Below are 23731 nucleotides of genomic sequence, written 5' to 3'. Positions count from 1 at the left end.
ACAGATCGTACTACGGTCCGTGACAGCACTGTAGCCCCACCGCGTGTATCAATGCGCTCTCTTTTGTAGCCGTCCGTACCGGCCTGTAACGAAAAATATCGAGCGTCATTCCCGCTTATGCGCAAAGGAGCGCGTCGAACTGCTGCCGCCCGGCAGGCGTGATGCGCAGGACGCGTGGCTTGTCGGCGTGTTCGACCCAGCGGTGCTGTGTCCAATGATCGAGCAGCGCCGCGCCGAGTGCGCCGCCCAGATGGGCGCGACGCTCGCTCCAATCGAGGCAGGTGCAGGCGAACCGGCGCTTGCGGGCGCGCTGCGCGCTCACGTCGATGCCCCAGCGCGCGAGCACGATGGCACCTTCGTCCGTCGCCTCGACGCTACCGCTGTCGTCGACGAGCCAGCCGCGTACGAGCAGATGATCGAATACGCGCACGGCCAGCTCTCCAGCCATGTGGTCGTAGCAGGTGCGGGCGTAGCGCATGTCGATCGGGACCGTCCGCGCGGGAACGGGCACCGGCCGCGCGGGTGCGCTCGCCTGTGCGAGATGGGCGAGCGCTTCGATTGCGGCAGCAATCTCAGGCGTGGCGATTCGGTAGTAGCGGTGCCGCCCGCGCACTTCGAGCGCCAACATGCCGCCTTCGGCGAGTTTGGCGAGATGGCCGCTCGCTGCCGAAGGCGATAGCCCCGCGATCATCGTCAATTCGCCGGCAGGCCTCGCGCTGCCGTCCATCAGCGACCACAGCATGGCGGCGCGCCCCGGATCGGCGAGCAGCGCGCCGATGCGCGAAAGACCGGGGAAATGGGCCGCGTCGCGCTCGGAATCGGAGGGTAGGATCGTCATGGCGGTGGCTCGTGTCGTGTCGATGTCGAAAGCATGGTTCCACTGTAACCGGTCGATGCATTCGATGCTTCCGCGTTACGTGAAATGTCGAATGCACGAGCGTCGCGGGCCCGCGCAAGGCCGAGCTAGAATGGCAACTTAAGCTGTTTCGCGGCGAGGATAGGGATGAAAGCGTGGGTGGCGGCCGTTTTGGCTGCATGGCTATGCCTCGGATGTGCGCAAAACGGGGCGCCGAGTGCAAACGACGGCAGCAGCATCACCATGTACGGCACGATCGACGAAGGGGTCACGTTCCATAAATAGCGCGACGGCGGTGCCCGGGATAGACGGCGGCGCGCGGTCGCCCGACACGAATGGCAGAAATTGATGCATCATTGGCATTTCTGCCATCTCGGCTCAGGTGAAGATGACGTCTATCCTCATCACTCGAAGGCTCGCCGATGCCTGCTTCCTCGCCCGTCAGATTAGGCCTCGCCCACAGTGGCGGCCGCAACGCACGCGTGCTGGCGCTGTGCCAGGCGCTCTACACGTCTTCGGTCTCGATCGATCTCACGTTGACGGGACTCGTCGGCTACACGCTCGCCGACGACAAGGGCCTCGCTACGCTGCCGTTTTCGCTGATTACCGTTGCCGCCGCGCTCACGACGATCTTCGCGTCCTTCCTGATGGCGCGGATCGGCCGCCGCGCCGGCTTCGCGCTCGGCGCGGCCGTCGGTGCGGCGGGCGGCGCGATGTCCGTCCATGCGATCTTCGCGCACAGCTTCTGGATGTTCTGCTGCGGGACGGCTACGGTTGGCGTCTTTCAGGCATTCGCACAGTACTACCGGCTCGCCGCTGCCGACGCTGTCAATGCGCAGTCGAAAAGCCGGGCGATCTCGACGGTGATGACGGGCGGCGTCGTTGCTGCCGTACTCGGGCCCGCGCTCGCCGCATGGAGCCGCGATTGGCTCGCGCCGGTCACGTTCGCCGGGTCGTATGCGCTCGTGACGCTGCTTGGCCTCGCGTCGATGGCGCTCGTACTCATCGGCTATCGCGATGCTGCGCCTGTCGCGTCGACGGCCGTTTCGACAGGCGCTTCGACGCATGCAGACGATCTGCGCCCGCGCCCGCTTGCGCAGATCGTCACGCAACCGATTTTCGTTGCAGCACTCGCCAACAACGCGCTCGGCTATATGGTCATGATGTTCGTGATGACGGCCACGCCGATCGCCGCAGTCGAATGCGGCCACACCATCGGCGACGGGGCGCGCATCATTCAATGGCATCTCGTCGGCATGTTCGCGCCTTCGTTTTTCGCCGCGCGTTTGATCGCGCGCTACGGCGTGCTGCGCGTCATCGGCGCGGGCATCGCGCTGTCTGCCGCTTGCGGCGCAATTGCGTTATCGGCGACGAGCTTGCCGCACTTTTACGCGGCGCTCGCGTGCCTCGGCGTGGGCTGGAACTTCATGTTCGTCGGCGGCACGACACTGCTCGCACAGTCGTATCGCCCGAGCGAGCGAGCCAAGACGCAGGCGACGAGCGAGTTCACGACGTTCGCCTGCACCGCGCTGGCCTCGCTCTCAGCCGGGCAGTTGCTTGCGCACTTCGGCTGGAGCGCCGTGAACGTCGCGATTTTTCCGGCGCTTGGACTGGCCGCGTGCACCACGCTCGTCTATGCGTGGTCGCGAAGGCGCACGAGTTCGGCTGCGATAGCGGGCACGTCGTGATGCGAACGAGATCGAGCCGTTGCCCGAGTTTGCGCCAACCGGCGCCGCGCGTCGCGATGCTTGCCGTTGCAACGGATGATTTCCCAATTCATAAGGAGTCCTAACCGATGATGCCGGCCGCCTCGCCTGTCCGCCAAATCGTGTTTGCCGTTGCACCGCATCTCGTGCTGCTCGACGCGTGCGGTCCGCTCGAGGCGTTTTGGCGAGCCGAACTCGAGATGCGCCAGGCGTGCAGAAGCGCGGACGGCGAACCTGTCGCCTATCGAACGCGTGTCGCGTCGATCGAAGGCGGAACGTTGCCGACACACGTCGGGCTGCCGGTGGTCGTCGAGCGGCTCGATGCGCTGGACGATGAGCCGATCGACACGGTCATCGTTGCCGGCACGTTCGAGTGCGATCGGATGGTGCTCGACCCGAAGCTCGTTCAATGGCTCGAGCATGCGGCACCGCGCATCCGCCGCGTGTGTTCCGTTTGTGTCGGCGCGTTCTATCTGGCCGCCGCGGGCCTGCTCGACGGCCGCCGTGCGACGACGCATTGGCGCAGTGCCGACGAGCTCGCGCGCAACTTCCCCTCCATCGAAGTGGATGCCGACCCGATCTTCATCCGCGACGTGCATGACGGTCGAGCCGTCTGGACGTCGGCGGGCGTGACGGCCGGCATCGACCTCGCGCTCGCGTTGATCGAAGAGGACTTCGGCCATGCGATCGCGATGCAAGCGGCGCGCCGTCTCGTGGTCTTCATGAAGCGTCCCGGCGGACAATCGCAGTTCAGCGCGACGCTCGATGTGCAGCACGGCGCGGCCGGCGAGTTCGATGCGCTGCATGCGTGGATGGCGACGAACCTGCGCGACGATCTTTCCGTCGATCGGCTGGCCGATCACGCTCGCATGTCGGCGCGCACGTTTGCGCGGCGCTATGTCGAGGCGGTGGGGCGCACGCCGGGGAAGACCGTCGAGGCGCTGCGGCTCGAGGCAGCCGCGCGCGCCCTCGCGCAATCGCGTCGGCCCATGAAGCGGATCGCGCTCGATTGCGGCTTCGGTACCGAGCAGAATTTGCGACGAGCATTCGTCCGACGCTTCGGCGTGCCGCCGCTCAGCTATCGAGATCGGTTCGCGCCCCTGACGGCGGGGGGAGAGCAGGGTAAGCGAGATCGCGCCGGGCCGACGTAGCGCCCTTATAATCGGCTCCTTCACAGCCGCGCGAACGCGCACCACCGGAGCCACGATGAGCACGCCCTCGACCCCCTTGGACCGTTCGGAAACGACATTCCGTTTTCTTGCCGAGCCCACATCCGTCAACTTCGGCGGCAAGGTGCACGGCGGTGCGCTGATGAAATGGATCGACGAGACGGCCTATGCTTGCGCGGCCGTTTGGACGGGCCGGTATTGCGTGACGGTCAGCGTCGGCAATATCCGCTTTCGCCGGCCGATTCTCGTCGGTAATCTGGTCGAGTTGCGGGCGCGCGTCGTCGCGACGGGCCGCACGAGCATCCACATCCACGTGACCGTGCATGCGGGCGATCCGAAGAGCGGACAGCTTCGCTTGACGACCGATTGCCTCGTGGTGTTCGTTGCCGTCGACGAGAACGGCACGCCGATTCCCGTTCCGACGTTCGAGCCGCAGACGGAAGAGCAAAAGCGCGTCGCGAAGTATGCGATGGACGTCAAGGCCGCGCTCGATGCGATCGTCGAACTCAAGCCGGAAGAGATGGCGAAGGGCAGTATTTGATCGCCGCGCTCGCTTGGTCGGCAGCAAAGACGAGCGAGCCTAATCGATCTCGAGCGGTCCCCCTCACTCCCGCCGCCCCGTCATCGCCTCAGGCCGCACCCATTCGTCGAATTGCGCCTCGGTCACATACCCGAGCGCCAGCGCCGCCGCTTTCAGTGTCGTCCCTTCCTTGTGCGCCTTCTTCGCGATCTGCGCGGCCTTGTCGTAGCCGATGTGGGGATTGAGCGCCGTCACGAGCATCAGCGATTCGTTCAACAGCGTTTCGATGCGCGCGTGATTCGGCTCGATGCCGACCGCGCAATGATCGTTGAAGCTTTGCGCGCCGTCCGCGAGCAGGCGAATCGATTGCAGCACGTTGTGCGCGATCATCGGGCGGAACACGTTGAGTTCGAAATTGCCGCTCGCGCCGCCGAGATTGATCGCGACGTCGTTGCCGAATACTTGGCAGCAGAGCATCGTGACCGCTTCCGATTGCGTCGGGTTGACCTTGCCCGGCATGATCGAACTGCCCGGCTCGTTCTCGGGAATCGCGATTTCACCCAAGCCGCAGCGTGGCCCGCTCGCGAGCCAGCGCACGTCGTTGGCGATTTTCATCAAGCTCGCCGCCACCGTCTTCAGCGCGCCATGCGCGAAGACGAGCGCATCGGCCGCCGCCATCACTTCGAATTTGTTAGGAGCACTAACGAACGGCAGGCCCGTCAAGCGGCCGATCGCCGCCGCCACGCGCTCGGCGAATTGCGGGTGAGCGTTGAGCCCCGTGCCGACGGCCGTGCCGCCCTGCGCCAGCTCGTACAAATGCGGTAGCGCGGATTCGACATGCGCGATGCCGTGCGCGAGTTGCGCCGCGTAGCCCGAGAACTCTTGGCCGAGCGTCAGCGGCGTCGCATCCTGCAAGTGCGTGCGACCGATTTTGACGATGTCGGCGAACGCCCGCGATTTCGCTTCGAGCGTCGCGCGTAACGTGGACAGCGCCGGCAGCAAGTGCTTGACGATGGCATTCGCGGTGGCAACGTGCATGGCCGTCGGAAAGACATCGTTCGACGACTGCCCGCGATTGACGTCGTCGTTCGGGTGCACTTTGCGCGCTTCGCCGCGCTCGCCGCCGAGCAGCTCGCTCGCACGATTGGCGACGACTTCGTTCAGGTTCATGTTCGTCTGCGTGCCCGAACCCGTTTGCCAGACCGCAAGCGGAAATTCGTCCGCATGGCGGCCGTCGATGATCTCGTCGGCCGCTTGCATGATCGCGCGTGCCTTGTCCTCCGCCAATACGCCCAGTTCGAGATTGACCTCGGCGGCGGCGCGCTTGATGAGGGCGAGCGCGGTGACGAGTTCGGGCGGTTGTTTCTCGGTCGAGATCTTGAAATTGAGCAGCGAGCGTTGCGTTTGCGCGCCCCATAAGCGCGCAGCCGGCACGGCGATTTCGCCGAACGTGTCGCGCTCCATGCGATGGTCTGCTGTCATGGTGCTTCGGCTCCGGTACGTAAAAGCTACGTGAAGGGTAAGTCGGATGATTGCGGCTCGCCGCGGTGCCGCTAGAGCTGCGAGTCGATCGGCAACAACAAGAATAGACCCGTGAGCGCATTGCGGACGAGGCCTGCTTCGGGGTCGAGCGTCCAGGTGCGCAAATAAGGGCCGGCGTCGCCTTGTTCGTCGCCGGTCCAGACGAGGCCCGAGACAGGCGCGCCGAACGCGCGCAGCCGAGCTTGTTCTTCCGGCGTGGCGAGCCGGACGCGATAGCTGACGCTCGGCGACATCGACTGATCGATCAGCTTGGCCACTTCGCCCGCGATGATCGGACTGTCGATGACGAGCGCGAGTTCGCTGTTCAAGTGGGCCGAGCGCGGATCGAAGTTCATCGAACCGATCACGAGCGTGCGGCGATCGATCACGTATGCCTTGGCATGCAGGCTCGCGCGCGATTCGGAGCCGGCGAAAAAGCGCGAGTAAAAGCGCGAGTGTGCGCGCTGCAGTGGCTGAAACTCGTAGAGTTCGACGCCGTTTTTCAGCAACGGAATTCGATAGGGGCTGTAGCCGGCTTGCACGGCGACGGCATCGGTCGAGGCCATCGAGTTGGTTACGACGGCCACGCGCACGCCGCGGTGCGTAAGCTCCGAGAGCAGCTTGACGCCGGCATCGTGCGGAACGAAATACGGCGAGAGCAACAGCACCTCGTGCTGCGCGCCGCGCAGCAGTTCGGCTAGACGGTGCATCGGCGGGCTGCGGTAATCGTCGTCGGGGGCGGTGATCTTGCTCGGTGGGTCGACGCTGAGCGTTGCGCTCGCCCACACGAGTCCCATTTGCTCGTGCGCGATCTGCTGCCACAGCGGCGCGGCGCGCAACGGCTTGGCGCCGACGGCCTGCGCTTGCGCGTTCCAATGTGCGCGCAGTGCCGCCCGGGCGGCCCGTAGATCGGCGGCAGCGTAGCTTTCCTTGTCGACGACCTTCAACGGATAGGCCCCCGCGCTGTTCCAAAACGCATCGAAGCTCTTCGATACGTCCGCGACGATCGGGCCCGCCGCGAACACGTCCAGGTCGCGGAACTGTAGCTTCGGGCTGGCGCTGAAGTACTCGTCGCCGAGATTGCGGCCGCCGACGATCGCGACTTCGCCGTCGGCAATCATCGCCTTGTTGTGCATGCGGTGCGTGAAGCGATCGATGCGCGTGACGAACGTTTCGGTGCGCGCGAACAGGCTCGAGCGCGTGCTGCCGTAAGGATTGAAGATGCGCACTTCGATGTTCGGATGCGTCGAGAGGCCAGCCATCAAATGATGGGTGTCGTCGAAGTTCAGGTCGTCGACGAGCATGCGCACGCGCACGCCGCGATCGGCCGCATAGAGCGCCGCGGCGAGCAGCAACCGGCCCGTCGTGTCTTCGTCCGCGATGTAGTACTGCAGATCGAGCGTTTTGGTGGCCGCGCGCGCGAGGGCAATCCGCATTTGCAGCGCGTCGGTGCCATCGGTCAGCAGCCGAAAGCCCGATTGCCCTTCGTGTGCCGCGACGAGCGGGGCCAGCGCGCGGCCGAGCTGGGTCGCGCCGGGGTCCGTCAGCGCGTAGGTGGTGGGGCGGTTGAGCGACGTCGCCGACGGCAGCGTGGTACAAGCGGCCATGAGGCCCGTGAGGCAGGTGATGAGGACGAGGGCAATCCGGCGCGCAACGTCGAGCATGTCAAGGCGCGCGACGCTCGACGCGCGCCCGGAATGCGAGCGCACCGCGCCGCGGCACGGAGGCTGATGCAAGGCGGCGCGGGGCCGCGGCCATGGCTCTCGGAACACGTCGGACTCTTCCTTGCTGACGGACTGGCCGGACGCAACAGAGGCTCGTACCGGCACCAATAACCGCATTTTATTGGAAGTGAACGCATGACACGTGCCAAGCATACGCGTGCGCCGACGCGAGTGAGCCGAACCTTTAGCGGATAAAAAAATGGCCCGCCGATTGGGCGAGCCGAATACCCTGTCAGAAGAGTCGGTGCTAATCGTAGGGCGATTGCGGGCGCTGGCCAACCAACAAAGAATGCTTTGCTTATCTAGGCGTCGGGCCGGTGGCGTGTGCGGCGCGCGAAGCGCAGCGTCATCAGTACCGCGACGCTCGTGAGGCCAGCCGCGAGCCCCCACCAGAGGCCGCGCGGGCCGAGCCCCGCATGAAACGCGAGCACGTAGCCGGTGGGAAAGCCGACGCCCCAGTAGCCGAACGCGGCCGCCAGCATCGGCACGCGCGTATCTTTGAGCCCGCGCAGGCAGCCGGAGGCGATGGTTTGCATGCCGTCGACGATCTGAAAAACCGCCGCGACGCCGAGCAGCGAAGCGGCGATCGAGACCGTCTGCGCGTTGGCGGGGTCGTCGAGCTTCAGGTAAAGGCCGATGATGGCGCGTGGCGCGACGATGAACAGCAGCCCCGTCATCGACATATAGGCGACGCCGAGCCCGAGTGCGACGAAGCCCGCATGGCGCGCGGCGACGCGATTGCCGGTGCCCATCCAGTAGCCGACGCGCACGTTGGCCGCTTGACCGATCGCGAGCGGCACCATGAACGTGACCGAGGCGACGCTCATCGCAACCTGGTGTGCGGCGAGCGGCTTCTCGCCGATCAGGCCGATCAGTAGGCCCGTGCAGAGAAACAGCATGGACTCCACGCCGTACGTGATGGCCACGGGCCAGCCGATCGCGAACAACTCGCTCATGAGCGGCATCGTCGGCCGTTTTGCTACGACGAAATGCTTGAATCTCGACCGCCCGTGCAGCAGCGCGACGAGCGTGATCGCGCTGAGCCAGACGGTGATCGTCGTCGCCGTGGCCGAGCCGAGCATGCCGAGCCTCGGCAAGCCGTATGCGCCGTGAATGAGCCCGTAGTTGAGCACGCCGTTGAAGACGACGCCGGCCAGCGCGACCCACAGCAGGCGCTTGGCCGCGCCGATGGCCGGCAGGAACGCGCGCATCATGCCGACGCCGATCAGGCTGCCGAGCGATGCGAAGCGCAGCACGCCCGTGTAGGCACCGACGTCGCGCGCGAGCGCGGCCGGCTCTCCGAATGCGAGCAGGATCGGCTGCGCGAACGAAAGCAGCACGAAGGCGGGTATGGCCAGCAGTACCGATAGCGCAAGCCCGGTCCAGTAGATGTGCGGCACGCGGTGCTCGGCTTGCGCGCCGCGCGCGTTGGCCACCGTGACGCTCACGGAGCTGAGCACGCCTTGCAGCAGCGTGACGATGACGAAGAAGATCCCCGCGCCAAGGCCGCCCGCCGCGAGCGCGTCGGCGCTGAGCGAGCCGAGCAGGATCGTATCGGTGACGCCCATCGCCATCTGCGACAACTGCGCGATCGCGAGCGGGGCGGCCAGGCGCGCGGTGTCGGCCGCGTGGCGCGAAAGCGGTGGCGGGGCCGGCGTGGCGGCGGCCCGTGTGAACGTGGACTCGGACATGGCTAAGCGAGCGAGGCGCGGCGGGCGCTCGCGCATGGCGCGCGCCCATATTGTTTTCGTCGGAAAGAAAGAGCTTATTGCTTCGGCGCTCGCCTGTCGATGGCGCGGGGCCGTCGTTCGGGCAAAGGTGCGTGCCGCGGGCGTCAGCCGGGCTCGTGAACCGCGATGCGCGTGTCGCCGAGCATCACGACTTGGCCCGCGCGGATCTTGCACGTTTTGCGCAACTCGACACGGCCGTCGACCTTCACCTCGCCCGATGCGACGAGCATCTTGGCCACGCCGCCGGTGTCGGCCAGGCCCATCAGCTTGAGCAGATTGTGCAATTCGACGTGGTCGCCCGTGAGCGTGAAATTGAGATTGGCCATGGCGAACGCCGGCGGGCGACGAAAAGCGATTAGGGCACGCATCATAAGTCACTCGAGCGGCCGAGTGAACCGTCTCGCGCATTTTTTGCCCCGGCGCTCGCGGGCCGATGCTGTGTGTTTATACAGTACGCATGGTCGCCATTCGGCCTCGCCAGCCGGGTCGGCGCTTCTCAGTGTTTTCTCGTTCCCTAGTTCGTCCGATCGATCGTCGCGCCGTGTTTCCATGTGATCGGCGGTGTGTCCGTGCCGCGCCGACCGGGCCGAGACTCGTGCCGCTCAGCGGGGGCGGCGCGGCTCGATGCGAGGCTGGGCGGGCCGGGCCGGCGGCATGAAGAAGTTGCGCATCCAAGCTGCCATGCGCGAAAAGATGTCGTATGGCTCTTCGACGAAGATCTCGGGCTTGAGCAGCCGCAGATATTCCATGATCTGCTGCGCCTCCTGCTTTTGGAACGAGCCGTGCGCCAGCCCGAGCCTGAGCAGGCCGCGCAACTCGCCGAGCTTTTCGCGCGCCGTGCTGCCAACGGTCGTCTCGCACGCGATCTTCGCCTCGTAGACACGCTGACGCAGCGATTCGGCCAGCCGCCAAGCGGGCGTCTGCATCTTTTCCTCGAGCGATTGGATGTCGCGCGCCGTCGATTTGATCTGCGCCGCCAGCGGGTCCACGAGCGTGGCGTCGCCGCCGGCTTCCTTGACGATGGCCGTCGCCCAGTCGCGCGCGGCTTTGGCGATCTCGTCGGGCGTCCATTCGGAGCGCACCGCGAAGCTGAATCCGAACTCCTCGGCCTGGCGCATGAGGATCGCCACGACGTCGGGGAACTCCTTCTCCAACGTGCGCTTGGCCCAGGCGTATTGGCCGCCTTGAAGCATCCGCTGCACCGCGTGCTCGGTCAGCGGCATCATGTTGTCGAGCAGCTTCGCGCGCAGGAAGTCTTCGAACGAAGGCGTCGCGAACTGCGGGTCGAGCTTGAGCGATACGCGCACGAAGGCTTCGAAGTCCTTGTGCAGCGTAGAAATCGTCTCTTCGCGAAGAGAAAGGGTGATTTGACCCATGGCTTGTCCTGATCGCGCGCGCCCCGGCCGGGACGGCGCCGCGGCGTTTCGCGCAGAGGCGCCCTACGGGCGGAGCCGGCGCGACGCCCAAACGAGCGGCCCGGCACGACGCCCGGCACACCTCACGGTTTTTTGCATAGCGCGTCGCCTGCCGCTACCGACGCCGAGCGTCGGTGCGCCCCTTCGCCGCACGGCCAAGAAACGCGCTTCGTCTGATTAACGGCGAATACGCGCGGAACTTGAGGCTTGGCCGAGGGTGTCTTCGAAGAATTAGTGCACGACCAGTGCTTGCCAGGCGAAAAACACCGCGAGGCCGACCGCGATGGTCAATAGCGGCCGGCGTGTCAGGGCGGAGACGGCGCAAGCGATGAGCGCGCCGACGAGCTGAGGGTTGCGCCAGGTGATTTCCGGCGCACCGCCATGGGGCGTGACGGCCATCGGCACGATGATGGCCGTCAGCACGGTGACCGGGACAAATCCGAGCGCGGTGCGCACGAGCGGCGGGAATGCGACACGTTCGCCGAGCAAGAATACGGTCGAGCGAATCAGGAACGTGACGACGGCCATGCCGAGGATGAGAACGGCGTAGTTCATGATGCGGCCTCGGCGGCGCGCTCGACCCCTTTGGTCTGTCCGGTGCGATCGGCGTTGCCGGCGTGAGGCGGTTGCCGGCCGCGACCCGTGCCGCCGCTGGCTGCCCGCGGCCGCGAGAGCGCCACGCCAACGGCGACGCCCGCCGCTACTGCCGCCAACAAGCCGAGCTTGTAGGGCAAGGCGGCGCACGCGAGGGCGACGATGCCCGCTGTCGCGGCGGACGCGATGTAGCGCAGCGAAACGAGTTGCGGCACGACGATCGCGATAAACGTGGCGACCATCGCGAAATCGAGCCCCAGCGACTGCAGCCGAGGGAAGGCCGCGCCGAACAGGAGCCCGGCCAGCGTCCAGAGTTGCCAATTGACGTACATCGCGAGGCCCGAGCCGAGGAAGTAGTGCGGACCGATTTGCCCGGGTGGCGCGTGCCGATAGTGCGAATAGGAGACGGCGAACACTTCGTCGGTGAGCAGGCCGCCCAGCGCGAGCCGCCAGCGTACGGGCAGGCGTGCGACATACGGAGCCAGCGTCGCACTGTAAAGCACGTGACGCAGATTGACGACGAGCGTCGTCGCCCAGACGACGGCGAAGCCGGCATGCCCCGCGATCAACCCGAGCGCGATGAATTGCGATGAGCCGGCAAAGACGGCAAGCGACATGAACTGGCCGTGCCAGAGGTGGAGCGGGCCGGCGGTGACGAGCGTGCCGAAGATGACGCCGAACGGGGCGGCGCCGATCATCATCGGGATCGTGTCGCGGGCGCCGTCGATGAATTCGTTGAGCGGGGTGCGCGGTTTCAAGGGACGTTCCTCCTACTGCGCGCAGGATAGCGTTGGCGCGATAGGCGGCGCTTGTACGTTCTTGCTTTGGAGGGCGCGGCTCAGCGCGCGGCGGCGTCGCCCGCTTGCCAGCGGCCCGGCGGCACACCAAACATGCGCCTAAAGTGCCGCGTGAAGTGGCTTTGATCGGTGAAGCCGCAGGCGGCAGCCACGTCGGCAACGGTCACGCCTTCGCGCAGCGGCGCGAGCGCGCGCTGTAGCCGCAATTGGTTGCGCCAAGCGTGCGGCGGCATGCGCGTCGCCTGCGTGAACAGGCGCGCAGCGTGAAACGGGGACAGGCCGACATCCGCCGCAAGCTCGCTCAGGCTGAGCGGAGCGGTGAGGTCGGCCGCGAGCCGTTCCTTCATCAGCGCGACGCGCGGCGGATCGATGTTCGGCCTGCGCACCGCCGGGTGATGGAGCGCGTGCCGTGCGATGAGCGTCGACATCGCATCGACGAAGGCCGTCTCGGCCGCGAGCGGATCGCCGCCTAGCGGATTGCCGCCGGCAGCGCCGCCGGCCGTAGTCGAAGCGCTGAGCCCTTCCAGCAGTCGATGCGCTCGGGCGACGCGTGCCGCGAGATCGGCATCGCGGATGACGTCGACGGGAAACCAAGGCATCGGCTGCGGCGCCGATGCGATTTCGCTGGCGAGCTGCCCGATGAAATCGACGGGAAGGTAGAACACGCGATAGCGCCAGCCGCCCTCCATCGCGCGCGATCCCGTGTGGACTTCTCCGGGGTTGATGACGGGTACGGTTCCCGCCTCGGCCACATGGTGCGCGCCCTGATAGGCGTACATCTCGGCGCCGGCCTCGATGACGGGCACGGCGTATGCCTCGTGCCAGTGCGGCGAGAACTCGTGCTCGCGATACTCGGCCGTGAGCATGTCCGCGCCGGGCACGAGCGGCGAGCGCCAATAGCGGGCGTGATCGTCGAAGCGGGGCTCGTCCATGGCTGTTCTCTCGGCGGCGGGCGGTCGGCGGCGGAGGCGATGTGCGCGCGTCAGCGCAGCGGGACCGTCGTCCCCGCCGGCAATGGAACGGCGCTGACGCTGTTTTTCGCGCTGCCCGAGACGATGCGGTCGCTGTACGTTAGGTAGACGAGTGCGTTGCGCTTGGCGTCGACGATCCGTACGACGTGCAGCGTCTTGAAGATCAGCGACATGCGCTCGGTGAAGACGTCGGCTTGCCGCTTCACAGGGCCCGCGAATTTGATCGGGCCGACTTGGCGGCAGGCGATCGACGCTTCGGTGGGATCTTCGGCGATACCGAGCGTGCCCTTGATGCCGCCCTTGCGCGCGCGGGAAACGTAGCAGGTGATGCCGGTGACGTCCGGATCGTCGTAGGCCTCGACGACGACGCGATCGGAGCCCGTGATATGGAAATTCGTGTTGACGCTGCCGACTTCCTCGCCGTGCGCAGGCAGCGCGGCGCAGGCGAGCGCGGCGCAAGCGCCCGTGATGATCGGAAGCAGTAAAGGGATGAAGCGATTCATGGTGAGCGGGGCGAGCTGGCGATTTTGCAACCGATTTTGCGGCGATTCACCGCGCGAGCGGGCGGCGCGAAGTAAAGCAAACGGTATCATATCGGGCAGACGCCCGTGTCTAGGCCGTATGGCCGACGCCCAGCCGACCTCGATCGGTGCCGTTAAAAATCGGTGCCGTCAAAAGCAAAAGGGCCCGTCGACGATACGACGGGCCCTTTTGCATGAAGCTCTTGGCTCCCCGACCTGGGCTCGAACCAGGGACCTACGGATTAACAGTCCGGCGCTCTACCGACTGAGCTATCGGGGAACAACGTGCTACGGTGAAAGCGTTTGCGGCGTGGCCACCGCGTAAAAAAGCCCGTTATGGCGAACGGGCTTTTCCATTCATTCTTTGGCTCCCCGACCTGGGCTCGAACCAGGGACCTACGGATTAACAGTCCGGCGCTCTACCGACTGAGCTATCGGGGAACAACAACAGCACAGAAGCGAGATTTTATGGACCGGTTCTCGCCCTGTCAATACCCAGAGACATCTTCATGATGGCGAGCGCACCGGACGCGACCGCAGCAGCAGGGCGTCGCACCGGCGCGCCGCAGCGGCATCCCGTTATCGCTCGAGGTACTGGAGCTTCTCTTGCAGGTCTTTGAACTGGTCGGCCTCGGGCAGCGGCGCCTTCGTCTTCGTGATGCTCGGCCAGACTTTCGCCAGTTCGGCGTTCAGCGGCGTGAATTGCTGCTGATCGCCGGGCACGTCTTCCTCGGCGTAGATCGCATTTACCGGGCATTCAGCGACGCACACGGCGCAGTCGATGCATTCATCGGGGTCGATCGCGAGGAAGTTGGGACCTTCGCGAAAGCAGTCCACCGGGCAGACGTCGACGCAGTCGGTATAGCGGCATTTGATGCAGCTTTCGGTCACAACGTGAGTCATTCAAAAGCTCCTGCAGGATATCTGGGGGAAATGCCGAATTAGCAAAACGTGTATTGTAACGTAATGCCCTGGCCCCGATGCACCAAGGGGATTGGCGCCGCTTAGATCGATTCGTGATTAGTTTATGGGGGAGGCGGGCCTCGATCCGGGCCGGCCTGCACGCCTCGGGCCGCCCGTTGGGGTAACATGCGGCGATCCCTCGGAGGCGGGCGCCGCGCCGCCTGACCGCGCTTCGGTTGAAACCATGATCATCACCTCGCTGCTCGACACCGATCTCTACAAGTTCACGATGATGCAGGTGGTCCTGCATCAGTTTCCCGCGGCCCACGTGGAATATCGCTTCCGCTGCCGCACGCCGAACGTGAATCTAACGCCCTACGTCGAGGAGATTCGCGACGAGGTACGCAAGCTCTGTCAGTTGCGCTTCACCGACGACGAACTCGACTATCTGCGGCGGATGCGCTTCATCAAGAGCGACTTTGTCGATTTCCTGGCGTTGTTCCATCTGAACGAGAAGTACATCTCGATCGAGGCGTCGGCCAAAAGGAACGGCGAAATCGAGATTGCGATCGAGGGCCCGTGGCTGCACACGATCCTGTTCGAAATCCCCGTGCTCGCCATCGTCAACGAAGTCTATTTCCGCAACACGCAGCGCCAGCCCGATTACGTGGTCGGGCGCGAGCGTCTCGGCGAAAAGGTCGCGCTGCTCGGCGCGCGCCCCGAATTCGCCGATTGCAAGATCGCTGATTACGGCACGCGCCGGCGCTTCTCGAAACGCTGGCACGAGGAAGTGATCCTCACCCTGATGGCCGGCATTGGCGAGCAGTTCGCGGGCACGAGCAACGTGTTCTACGCGAAGAAGCACGACTTGACGCCGCTCGGCACGATGGCTCACGAGTATCTGCAGGCGTGCCAGGCGCTGGGCCCCCGGCTGCGCGATTCGCAGACGTACGGCTTCGAAGTCTGGGCGAAGGAGTACCGCGGCGATTTGGGCATCGCGCTGTCGGACGTCTACGGCATGAAGGCGTTCCTGCGCGACTTCGACATGTACTTTTGCAAGCTGTTCGACGGCGCGCGCCACGATTCGGGCGATCCGTTCGAATGGGGCGAGCAGCTTCTGCGCCATTACGAGGAGAACCGCTGCGATCCGCGCACGAAGGTACTCGTCTTCTCCGACGCGCTCGATATCCCGAAAGTGCTGCAGCTCTACGAACGTTTTCGCGGCCGTTGCAGGCTCGCTTTCGGCGTCGGCACGAATCTCACGAACGACCTCGGCTACAGCCCGCTGCAGATCGTGATCAAGATGGTTCGCTGCAACGGGCAGCCCGTCGCCAAGCTCTCCGATACGCCCGGCAAGAACATGTGCGACGACAAGGCCTATCTGGCCTACCTGCGGCAAGTCTTCGGGATCGAAACGGCGGTCGACGACGGCGGGAATTGAGGCGTCGCGTCGAGGCGTCGTTCAGGCCGTTCGGCCGATGTATCCCAAAAAAGAAGGCCCGTATAATCGTCCATTCATTCGGCTTCATGATGGAGAGTGCGATGGATACATCGGCGGCACGACGCAACATTCTGGCGCGAATCCGCGCGGCGTCGGGCCGTTCGGCCGTGCCCGAGCGAAGCGAGCACGAGGCGGTCGCCGATTACCTCGCGCGGCATCCGCCGGGGCCGCGTCCGGAGTTGCCGGCCGATCGGGAGGGGCTCACCACGCGCTTCGTCGAAGAAGCGCGGCTCATGGCGAGCACGGTCGAACTCGTGGAATCGCTCGACGAGGTACCTGCCGCCGCCGCACGCTATTTGGCGCAGCTCGGCGTTACGCCGCGCGTCGTCGCCTGGGCCGTGCTGCAAGCGCTACCGTGGGAGCCGGCGGGCCTCGCGGTCGAATTCCGCAAACCCGAGAACGGCGATCTCGTCGGCATCACGGGGTGCTTTTGCGCGACGGCTGAGACAGGCTCGCTCGTGCTGCTGTCGGGGCCTGAAACAGAAGCATCGATGGCACTGTTGCCCGAGACGCACATTGCAGTCGTACCCGCGTCGCGTATCGTGGCCGGGCACGAGGAGGCATTCGCGCTGATGCGCGCTGAGCGCGGCGAGTTGCCACGGGCCGTGAATTTCGTTTCGGGGCCTTCGCGCACGGGCGATATCGAGCAAACCATCGTGCTCGGTGCACACGGTCCGTACCGCGTGCACGCGATCGTCGTGCGTGGCGGTTGAGCGGAGCGCCGGCGCCGTTGCGTCGCGGGGTGCAAGCTACCCTATAGCCCGCTCAGCGCCCGTTTTACAACCTGCTTCGCCGTTCCGCTTCACAACGCCGGCTCATCGTTCCGGCTCATCGTTCCGGTTCATCACGCCGGTTCGTCACCCAAGAGGGATTTCATGATTCAACGAGGGGCCGCTTGCGTACGCAAGGCGGCGGCGAGTGCTTTTGTATCGACGATCGTGCTCTGGTCCTCGGGCGCGTCCGCGGCGACGGCTGCAATACCCGACGGTGCGGCGCTGGGGCCGCACTGGGCTGCGCCGTTCGCGGGTATCTTGCTCTCGATCGCGCTGCTGCCGCTCGTCGCGCCCGCGTTCTGGCATCGCCATTTCGGGAAGATCGCGGCCGCATGGGCGATCGCATTTCTCGCGCCGTTCGCATACGCATTCGGTCTAGGCGCCGCCGCGCTGGCGTTCGTCCACGCGATCGTTGCCGAATACGCCCCGTTCATCGTCTTGCTGACAGCGCTCTATACGGTGGCGGGCGGTATCTGCGTGCGCGGCAGCCTGCATGGTTCGCCGCGCGTCAATACGGCGCTGCTCGCACTCGGCACGGCGCTCGCGAGCATCATGGGCACGACCGGCGCCGCGATGTTGCTGATCCGGCCGTTGCTGCGCGCGAACGACGACCGCAAGCACATCGTGCACGTGTTCGTCTTCTTCATCTTTCTCGTGGCGAACGTCGGCGGCTCGCTGTCGCCGCTCGGTGATCCGCCACTGTTTCTCGGTTTCTTGAACGGGGTGGGTTTCTTCTGGACGACGTCCCATCTGGCTTTGCCGATGTCGTTCATCTGCGCGCTGCTGCTCGTGATGTTCTATGCGCTCGATGCCTACTTCTACCGTCGCGCGGGCGAAAAGCGCGCCCCCAACCTCGACCCGACGCCCGATTCGGTTCGCATCGTCATCGAGGGCAAGCGCAACTTCGTGCTGCTGGCGCTCGTGATTGGGCTCGTTTTGATGAGTGGGCTCTGGAAGCCAGGCATCGTATTCGACGTGCCGGGGGCGCATCTCGCGCTGCAAGACGTCGTGCGCGATGCCGCGCTCGTGCTGTTGACGCTCGTCTCGCTCGTGATCACGCCGCGCACGGCGCGCACGGGCAATGCGTTCAACTGGGCGCCCATCGAGGAGGTGGCGAAGCTCTTCGCGGCGATCTTCATCACGATCGCCCCGGTAGTGATGATGTTGCGCGCGGGCGAGCGCGGCGCGTTCGCACCCCTGCTGCAACTCGTGACGGATGCGCACGGGCGGCCGATCGATGCCATGTATTTCTGGGCGACGGGTATCCTGTCGTCGTTTCTCGACAACGCGCCGACGTACCTCGTGTTTTTCAACCTCGTGGGCGGCGATGCGCACGCGTTGATGACCACGGGGGCCTCGACGCTCACGGCCATTTCGGCGGGCGCCGTGTTCATGGGCGCGAACAGTTACATCGGCAATGCGCCGAACTTCATGGTCAAAGCAATCGCCGAGTCGCGCGGCGTGCGCATGCCGAGCTTTTTCGGCTACCTCGGATGGTCGGCCGCCGTGCTCATTCCGGTGTTTCTGTTGACGACGTGGCTGTTTTTTTGATTGCGGAAGGAGACACTCCATGCAAAAGATTCTCGTTGCGCGTCCGATTTTTCCCGATGTCGTCGAGCGCCTCGCGCAGTACTTCGACGTCGATTGGAACGACGGGCCCGCGCTGCCGCCCGACGAGCTCGCGCGCCGGCTCGCCGACAAGGACGGCGCGCTGACCGCCGGCGATCCCATCGGCGCCGCAATTTTCGCGGCGGCGCCGCGGTTGCGTGCGGTTGCGAACATGGCCGTCGGCTACAACAATTTCGATATCGAAGCGTTCAATGCCGCCAACGTGATCGCGACGAACACGCCCGACGTTCTCAACGAAGCGACGGCCGATTTCGGCTGGGCGCTGATGATGGCGGCGGCGCGGCGCATGACCGAGAGCGAACACTGGCTGCGCGCGGGCAAGTGGGGCGCCTGGCGCTACGACGGTTTTCTCGGCACAGACATATACGGCTCGACGCTCGGCATCATCGGCATGGGGCGAATCGGTCAGGCGCTCGCACGCCGTGCGCTCGGTTTTTCGATGCGCGTCGTCTATCACAACCGCTCGCGCGTCGCGCCGCAGATCGAAGCCGAAACCGGCGCGCAGTACCTGTCGAAAGAAGATTTGCTGCGGCAGGCCGATCACGTCGTGATCGTGGTGCCGTACAGCGCTCAAAGCCACCATACGATCGGCGCGGCCGAACTTGCGTTGATGAAGCGCACGGCCACGTTGACCAATATTGCGCGCGGCGGCATCGTCGACGACGCGGCGCTGGCGGATGCGCTGCATGAGCGGCGCATTGCCGCCGCTGCCCTCGACGTTTTCGAAGGCGAGCCGAATGTGCACCCGCGGCTGCTGTCCGCGCCGAGCGTCGTGCTCACGCCGCATATCGCGAGTGCGACCGAAGCCACGCGACGGTCGATGGCGAATCTCGCGGCCGACAATCTCATCGCCGCGCTTGGCATGGGGCCGCGCGCGGGCCAGCCGCCTAATCCGATCAACCCCGCAGTCTTGGGACGTACGCGTTCATGACGACGATCCTCCTTACGGCGCTGGCCATTGCCGTCATCCTGTTGGCGATCGCCCTGGCGTTGGCGATCAGAAGCGCCGGCCGCGCGAACGTCGGTGCGACGCTCGCCGAGCTGGGCGAGCGCATCGAGACGGGGGGGCAAACGCAGGCCCGCGCTTATGAGCGGCTCGAACGCGAGTTGCGGGGCGAGCTCGCTGAAACCTCGCGCCTCTCGCGCGCCGAGCTTGGGGGCGGTTTCGCGCAGTTCCAGCAGACGCTCGCCGCGCAATTGACGAGCGTGGCCGCCGTGCAGAATCAGCAAATCGAGGGCTTTGCCAAGCGCCTTGCGCAACTCACGGAAACGAACGCGACCCAACTCGACGCGATGCGCGACAGCTTGCAACGGCACGCGCACGAATCGCGCGACGAACAGGCGTCTGCCCTCAAGCGCTTCGGCGATACGCTCTCGCAGCAACTGGCGCAACTCGTCGAAGCGAACGACCGGCGTTTCGCCGAAGTGCGCGCGACGCTCGAGGCGCGGCTCAAGGACATCGAGGCGAACAATGCGACCAAGCTCGATGAAATGCGCCGCACCGTCGACGAAAAGCTGCATGCGACGCTCGAGCAGCGGCTCGGCGAGTCGTTCAAACTCGTCTCGGATAGGCTCGAGCAAGTGCATCGGGGGCTCGGCGAAATGCAGTCGCTCGCGGCCGGTGTCGGCGATCTGAAGAAGGTTTTGTCGAACGTGAAGACACGTGGCACCTGGGGAGAAGTGCAGCTCGAGGCGCTGCTCGAGCAGATGCTGACACCCGATCAGTACGCGAAGAACGTCGCGACGGTGCCCAAGAGCGGGGAGCGCGTCGAATTCGCCATCAAGCTTCCGGGGCGCAACGAGGGCAGCGGCGGGCAGGGTACGACGGCGCCCGTCTGGCTGCCGATCGACGCGAAGTTTCCGCGCGAGGATTACGAACGCTTGATCGATGCGCAGGATCGCGCCGATCCGGCGGCCGTCGACGAAGCGTCGCGCGCTTTGGAAACGCGCGTGCGCAACGAGGCACGCACGATTGCCGAAAAGTACGTGGCGCCGCCCCATACGACGGATTTCGCGCTGCTGTTCTTGCCGACCGAGGGGCTGTATGCCGAGGTACTGCGCCGCCCGGGGCTGACCGATCAATTACAGCGCGAGTACCGCGTGACGATTGCGGGGCCCACGACATTGACGGCGCTTTTGAACAGCTTGCAGATGGGTTTTCGCACCCTCGCGATCGAAAAGCGTTCGAGCGAGGTTTGGCAGGTGCTCGGTGCGGTCAAAACGGAGTTCGGCAAATTCGGCGATGTTTTGGCAAAGACGAAATCGCAGCTCGAGACGGTGACGCGTTCGATCGAAGCGGCCGAACGGCGCACTCGGGTCATGAGCACGAAACTACGCGAAGTCGAAGCGCTGCCCGGCGAGCAAACGGAAGGCTTGCTGGGCGACGCCTATGCGGGGCTCCAAGAGCCCGATGCCTGAACGTATGGGCGTGCGCGGGTGCGGCACGACGGCTGGCCTGCGCGTGGGGCCAATGCCTCGAGGGTGGAGCCCACGCCTGCCCGCGCTTGCGCCCGGTGGTAACTGCCTCAGGCTGCGCCGGCCAATCGGCTCAACGCGTCGTCGGTGACGCGCACGATCCGCCAATCGGGCAACACGGTCGCGCCCATCTTCGTGTAGAAATCGATAGCGCTCTGATTCCAGTCGAGTACCGACCATTCGAAGCGCCCGCATCGGCGCTCGACGGCGATCGCCGCGACGCGGCGCAGCAGCGCCTTGCCGAGCCCACCGCCGCGCAGTGCGGGTTGCACGTACAGGTCTTCGAGATAGAGGCCGCGCCGGCTCAGGAACGTCGAAAAATTATGGAAGTAGAGCGCATAACCGACGATACGGCCGTCGCGCTCGGCGACGAGCGCTTCGACGGCCGGACGCGCGCCGAACAGGGCTTCGCTCAGCGAGTCTTCGGTCGCGACGAACAAATGCGTGAGCTTTTCGTACTCGGCCAACTCGAGCATCAGGCCGAGTATTGCGCTCGCGTCGAGCGGTGTTGCGCTGCGAATGATGTCTGTCATCACGCTTCCTCGGGCACGTCGGACAGGACGATTTCGATGCCGCCGAAGCGTCCGGCCACCCAGTTGTAGACGTGACAGGCGATCCAGAGCAGCACGAACCCGAGGATCGCGTTGAGCAGCAGTGCACTGAAGAAGATCGTGCCGATCTCGACCGATCCTTGGCGCAGGTACGTGACGAGCGTGCCGAGCAAGACGATCGGCGTACTGAAAATGACGTAGACGAGGATGAGCGCCTTGGCGGTCTGGCCGGGAGCGATCGATAGGATTTGTTTTTTCATGTTTTGAAGCCTCGTTGAGAGACGATGTGCTGTGCTATTCGAAAAATCGGCGGCTGACGTCGCGCATTGATCACATGAGCCCTTCGAAGGGGATGACGTCGACGGGGGCGCCGGCTACGACGTCGGCTTGGTCGTGCTCGAGCACGATGAAGCAGTTGGCTTCGCTCATCGAACTCAACACGCCCGATCCTTGCGACCGGGTAAGCGTCACGGTCCATTTGCCGGCCGCGTCGCGCGTGGCGACGCCGCGCAGAAACTCGGTGCGCCCCGGGCGCTTTTTGATCGGCGCGCTGCTCGCGGCCGCAAACTGCAGCGGTCCCGCGGTGATTGCGCCCGACATCGCGACGAGCGCTTCGCGCACGATCTGATAAAACGTGACCATGACCGCAACGGGGTTGCCCGGCAGCCCGAAGAACAGTGCGCTGCGCTCGCTCGCACCGCGCCCGGCAGGCCATAGGCGGCCGAACGCGAGCGGGCGCCCGGGCCGCATCGCGAGCTGCCAGAATGCGACGTCGCCGAACGTCGCTGTCATGCGAGCGGTGAAGTCGGCGTCGCCGACCGATACGCCGCCCGACGTGAGCACGACGTCGGCGCTCGCGGCGGCTGAACGCAGTGCGGCCTCGATGGCGTCAGGCTTATCGCGCACGACACCCAAGTCGAGCACCTCGACGTTCAAACGCGTGAGCATCGAGTACAACGTGTAGCGATTGCTGTCGTACACGCAGCCGGTGTCGAGCGTCTCTCCGACCGAACGCAATTCGTCGCCCGTCGAGAAGAACGCAACGCGCAGGCGTCGTCGGACCGCCACTTCCGCGACGCCGAGCGACGCGAGCAGACCGAGGTCGGCGGCACGCACGATGCGCCCGGCGGCCAGCGCGGCGCGTCCGCGCGCGAGGTCCTCTCCGGCGCGGCGACAGTTGGCGCCGCGGGCGATTTGCTCGGCATCGAACGCGACATTCTGGCCGGTGCGCGCGACGAACTCTTGCGGCACGACCGTATCGCAACCGGCCGGCATCGGCGCGCCGGTCATGATTCGGATGCACTCGCCCGCACGGCAACCTCGCTCGAACGGATGGCCTGCGCGCGCTTCGCCCGCGACGACCAGCGTCAGCGGGGCGCGGCCGTTCGCGAGGCCCTGCGCGAGCACCGCACCGTCGAACGCGTAACCGTCCATCGCGGCGTTGTCGTGAGCGGGCACGTCGATGGGGGAGACGACGTCGGCGGCCAGCACCCGGTCGAGTGCCGCGCGCAAGGCGACGCGCTCGACCATCTCCACAGGCTCGATCGCACGCCGGATGATGGCGCGTGCAGCGTCGACGGGAAGCGGATTCGGGGCGGGCGAGGCAGCGTGGCCGGAAGTGTCGTGGGAAATCGTCATCGAAGATTGGGCGCGGCGCGCCGACGAACCGTGCGAATGCCGCGCACGCCGGGCAGCCGGACGCCTTGCGTCGTGGCCGATTTATCTGCCGCGCTCGGGGCGAGCGTCGAGCGTTCGTTCGAGATCGGCGAGCTCATGCAAGGAGTTGGCATTGTAAAACGCGCGCTCGTCCCGAAACGCGACTTCGACGTGCATGTGGCGTGCGTACCACGTACGGACTTTGCGTTCGCCGGCCTCGAGATAGGCGGCCAGATCGTCGGCGAGCGTTGCGCGCACCACTGCCACGACGGGGTGTATCGCCATGCATCCGGCTGCGTCGACGGTGGCCGCGACGGCGATATCGGCGCGCTGCGCGTCGAGTGCGGCGACGAGCTTGGCGGCGAGATCGGTCGGCAGGCCGGGCGTATCGCAGGGCACGCAAAGGAGCAGTTCGGTCGATGTCGCGCGCAGTCCCGCAAGCAGGCCGCCCAGCGGGCCAGGGTAATCGTCGGTGTCGTCTTCGATGATGCGGGCGCCGAACGTCGTGCCCAACCGTTCGTATTCGTCCAGGTGACGATTCGCGCTGATCATTAGCGCGGCGACTTGCCCTGCGACGCGTTTGGCGACGTGTAGTGCGAGCGGCTCGCCCGCAAGCGGCTGTAGACCTTTGTCGAGCCCGCCCATACGCGTGCCTCGACCTCCAGCTAAAACGAGCCCCGTGATGCGTGAGCGCGTAGGCGAATCCATCTGCGCGCGCC

At 65.6% G+C, this 23731-nt stretch carries 23 protein-coding genes and 2 tRNA genes; 8 read left to right on the top strand and 17 right to left on the bottom strand.

Going from position 1 to position 23731, the window contains the following annotated elements:
• Positions 1-115 precede the first annotated feature (115 nt).
• On the bottom strand, positions 116-838 hold the full coding sequence (locus J3485_RS13085; RefSeq protein WP_206952968.1) for an ArsR/SmtB family transcription factor: 723 nt from the start codon (positions 836-838) through the stop codon (positions 116-118).
• Between the two features lie 440 nt (positions 839-1278).
• Between J3485_RS13085 and J3485_RS13080 the strand changes: the two genes are divergently transcribed.
• The 3 genes from J3485_RS13080 to J3485_RS13070 all read left to right on the top strand — a co-directional run bounded on the left by J3485_RS13080 (position 1279) and on the right by J3485_RS13070 (position 4272).
• Entirely contained in the window at positions 1279-2544 is a 1266-nt protein-coding gene (locus J3485_RS13080; protein WP_206952967.1) for an MFS transporter, read from the top strand.
• 107 nt (positions 2545-2651) lie between these two features.
• Positions 2652-3713 (top strand): GlxA family transcriptional regulator, encoded by a 1062-nt coding sequence (locus J3485_RS13075; protein WP_374192422.1) that lies wholly within the window; start codon positions 2652-2654, stop codon positions 3711-3713.
• A 55-nt stretch (positions 3714-3768) separates the two neighbouring features.
• Positions 3769-4272, top strand: coding sequence for an acyl-CoA thioesterase (locus tag J3485_RS13070; RefSeq protein WP_206952966.1), 504 nt, complete (start codon positions 3769-3771; stop codon positions 4270-4272).
• A gap of 63 nt (positions 4273-4335) precedes the next feature.
• Here the strand turns inward: J3485_RS13070 and fumC are convergent, their stop codons facing one another.
• The 12 genes from fumC to fdxA all read right to left on the bottom strand — a co-directional run bounded on the left by fumC (position 4336) and on the right by fdxA (position 14427).
• On the bottom strand, positions 4336-5733 hold the full coding sequence (gene fumC / locus J3485_RS13065; RefSeq protein WP_206952965.1) for a class II fumarate hydratase: 1398 nt from the start codon (positions 5731-5733) through the stop codon (positions 4336-4338).
• Positions 5734-5804: 71 nt separating this feature from the next.
• Complete coding sequence (locus J3485_RS13060) at positions 5805-7436, bottom strand: phospholipase D family protein (protein ID WP_206952964.1); 1632 nt, start codon at positions 7434-7436, stop codon at positions 5805-5807.
• A gap of 362 nt (positions 7437-7798) precedes the next feature.
• Positions 7799-9187, bottom strand: coding sequence for an MATE family efflux transporter (locus tag J3485_RS13055; protein WP_206952962.1), 1389 nt, complete (start codon positions 9185-9187; stop codon positions 7799-7801).
• A 143-nt stretch (positions 9188-9330) separates the two neighbouring features.
• Positions 9331-9552 (bottom strand): RNA-binding S4 domain-containing protein, encoded by a 222-nt coding sequence (locus J3485_RS13050; RefSeq protein ID WP_206952960.1) that lies wholly within the window; start codon positions 9550-9552, stop codon positions 9331-9333.
• Positions 9553-9828: 276 nt separating this feature from the next.
• The gene (locus J3485_RS13045; protein WP_206952958.1) at positions 9829-10602 is read right to left on the bottom strand and encodes a DUF4088 family protein; all 774 of its coding nucleotides are present in this window, start codon (positions 10600-10602) and stop codon (positions 9829-9831) included.
• Positions 10603-10872: 270 nt separating this feature from the next.
• On the bottom strand, positions 10873-11196 hold the full coding sequence (locus J3485_RS13040; RefSeq protein WP_206952956.1) for an AzlD domain-containing protein: 324 nt from the start codon (positions 11194-11196) through the stop codon (positions 10873-10875).
• Complete coding sequence (locus J3485_RS13035) at positions 11193-11936, bottom strand: AzlC family ABC transporter permease (RefSeq protein WP_206955794.1); 744 nt, start codon at positions 11934-11936, stop codon at positions 11193-11195. The genes J3485_RS13040 and J3485_RS13035 overlap by 4 nt, the downstream gene beginning before the upstream one ends.
• A 137-nt stretch (positions 11937-12073) precedes the next feature.
• On the bottom strand, positions 12074-12964 hold the full coding sequence (locus tag J3485_RS13030) for a helix-turn-helix transcriptional regulator (protein WP_206952954.1): 891 nt from the start codon (positions 12962-12964) through the stop codon (positions 12074-12076).
• Between the two features lie 50 nt (positions 12965-13014).
• Entirely contained in the window at positions 13015-13506 is a 492-nt protein-coding gene (locus J3485_RS13025) for a CreA family protein (RefSeq protein ID WP_206952952.1), read from the bottom strand.
• 222 nt (positions 13507-13728) lie between these two features.
• Positions 13729-13804: transfer RNA gene (locus tag J3485_RS13020), tRNA-Asn, on the bottom strand.
• An 85-nt stretch (positions 13805-13889) separates the two neighbouring features.
• A tRNA-Asn gene (locus tag J3485_RS13015) sits at positions 13890-13965 on the bottom strand.
• 138 nt (positions 13966-14103) lie between these two features.
• Positions 14104-14427 carry a ferredoxin FdxA gene (gene fdxA / locus J3485_RS13010; protein WP_206952951.1) on the bottom strand — a complete coding sequence of 108 codons (324 nt, stop codon included), beginning with the start codon at positions 14425-14427 and terminating at the stop codon, positions 14104-14106.
• A 244-nt stretch (positions 14428-14671) separates the two neighbouring features.
• Between fdxA and pncB the strand changes: the two genes are divergently transcribed.
• The 5 genes from pncB to J3485_RS12985 all read left to right on the top strand — a co-directional run bounded on the left by pncB (position 14672) and on the right by J3485_RS12985 (position 20748).
• Positions 14672-15868 carry a nicotinate phosphoribosyltransferase gene (gene pncB, locus J3485_RS13005; protein ID WP_206952950.1) on the top strand — a complete coding sequence of 399 codons (1197 nt, stop codon included), beginning with the start codon at positions 14672-14674 and terminating at the stop codon, positions 15866-15868.
• Positions 15869-15969: 101 nt separating this feature from the next.
• Entirely contained in the window at positions 15970-16641 is a 672-nt protein-coding gene (locus tag J3485_RS13000) for a LutC/YkgG family protein (protein WP_206952949.1), read from the top strand.
• Positions 16642-16806: 165 nt separating this feature from the next.
• Positions 16807-18252, top strand: coding sequence for a sodium:proton antiporter (locus J3485_RS12995; RefSeq protein ID WP_309477042.1), 1446 nt, complete (start codon positions 16807-16809; stop codon positions 18250-18252).
• 19 nt (positions 18253-18271) lie between these two features.
• On the top strand, positions 18272-19261 hold the full coding sequence (locus J3485_RS12990) for a 2-hydroxyacid dehydrogenase (RefSeq protein WP_206952947.1): 990 nt from the start codon (positions 18272-18274) through the stop codon (positions 19259-19261).
• Positions 19258-20748, top strand: coding sequence for a DNA recombination protein RmuC (locus J3485_RS12985; RefSeq protein WP_206952946.1), 1491 nt, complete (start codon positions 19258-19260; stop codon positions 20746-20748). The genes J3485_RS12990 and J3485_RS12985 overlap by 4 nt, the downstream gene beginning before the upstream one ends.
• Before the next feature lie 107 nt (positions 20749-20855).
• Here the strand turns inward: J3485_RS12985 and J3485_RS12980 are convergent, their stop codons facing one another.
• The 4 genes from J3485_RS12980 to mobA all read right to left on the bottom strand — a co-directional run bounded on the left by J3485_RS12980 (position 20856) and on the right by mobA (position 23720).
• A complete protein-coding gene (locus J3485_RS12980) occupies positions 20856-21338 on the bottom strand; it encodes a GNAT family N-acetyltransferase (RefSeq protein ID WP_206952945.1) in 483 nt (160 codons plus the stop codon).
• Positions 21338-21616, bottom strand: coding sequence for a hypothetical protein (locus J3485_RS12975; protein ID WP_206952942.1), 279 nt, complete (start codon positions 21614-21616; stop codon positions 21338-21340). The genes J3485_RS12980 and J3485_RS12975 overlap by 1 nt, the downstream gene beginning before the upstream one ends.
• 70 nt (positions 21617-21686) lie before the next feature.
• Positions 21687-22994, bottom strand: a complete 1308-nt coding sequence (moeA, locus tag J3485_RS12970) for a molybdopterin molybdotransferase MoeA (RefSeq protein WP_206952941.1) — start codon at positions 22992-22994, stop codon at positions 21687-21689.
• A gap of 81 nt (positions 22995-23075) precedes the next feature.
• Positions 23076-23720 (bottom strand): molybdenum cofactor guanylyltransferase MobA, encoded by a 645-nt coding sequence (gene mobA, locus J3485_RS12965; protein WP_206952939.1) that lies wholly within the window; start codon positions 23718-23720, stop codon positions 23076-23078.
• Positions 23721-23731: the final 11 nt, after the last annotated feature.

This window comes from Trinickia acidisoli (assembly GCF_017315725.1).
GTDB classification, from domain to species: Bacteria; Pseudomonadota; Gammaproteobacteria; order Burkholderiales; family Burkholderiaceae; genus Trinickia; species Trinickia acidisoli.
This window is presented reverse-complemented; position numbering and strand designations above follow the sequence as displayed.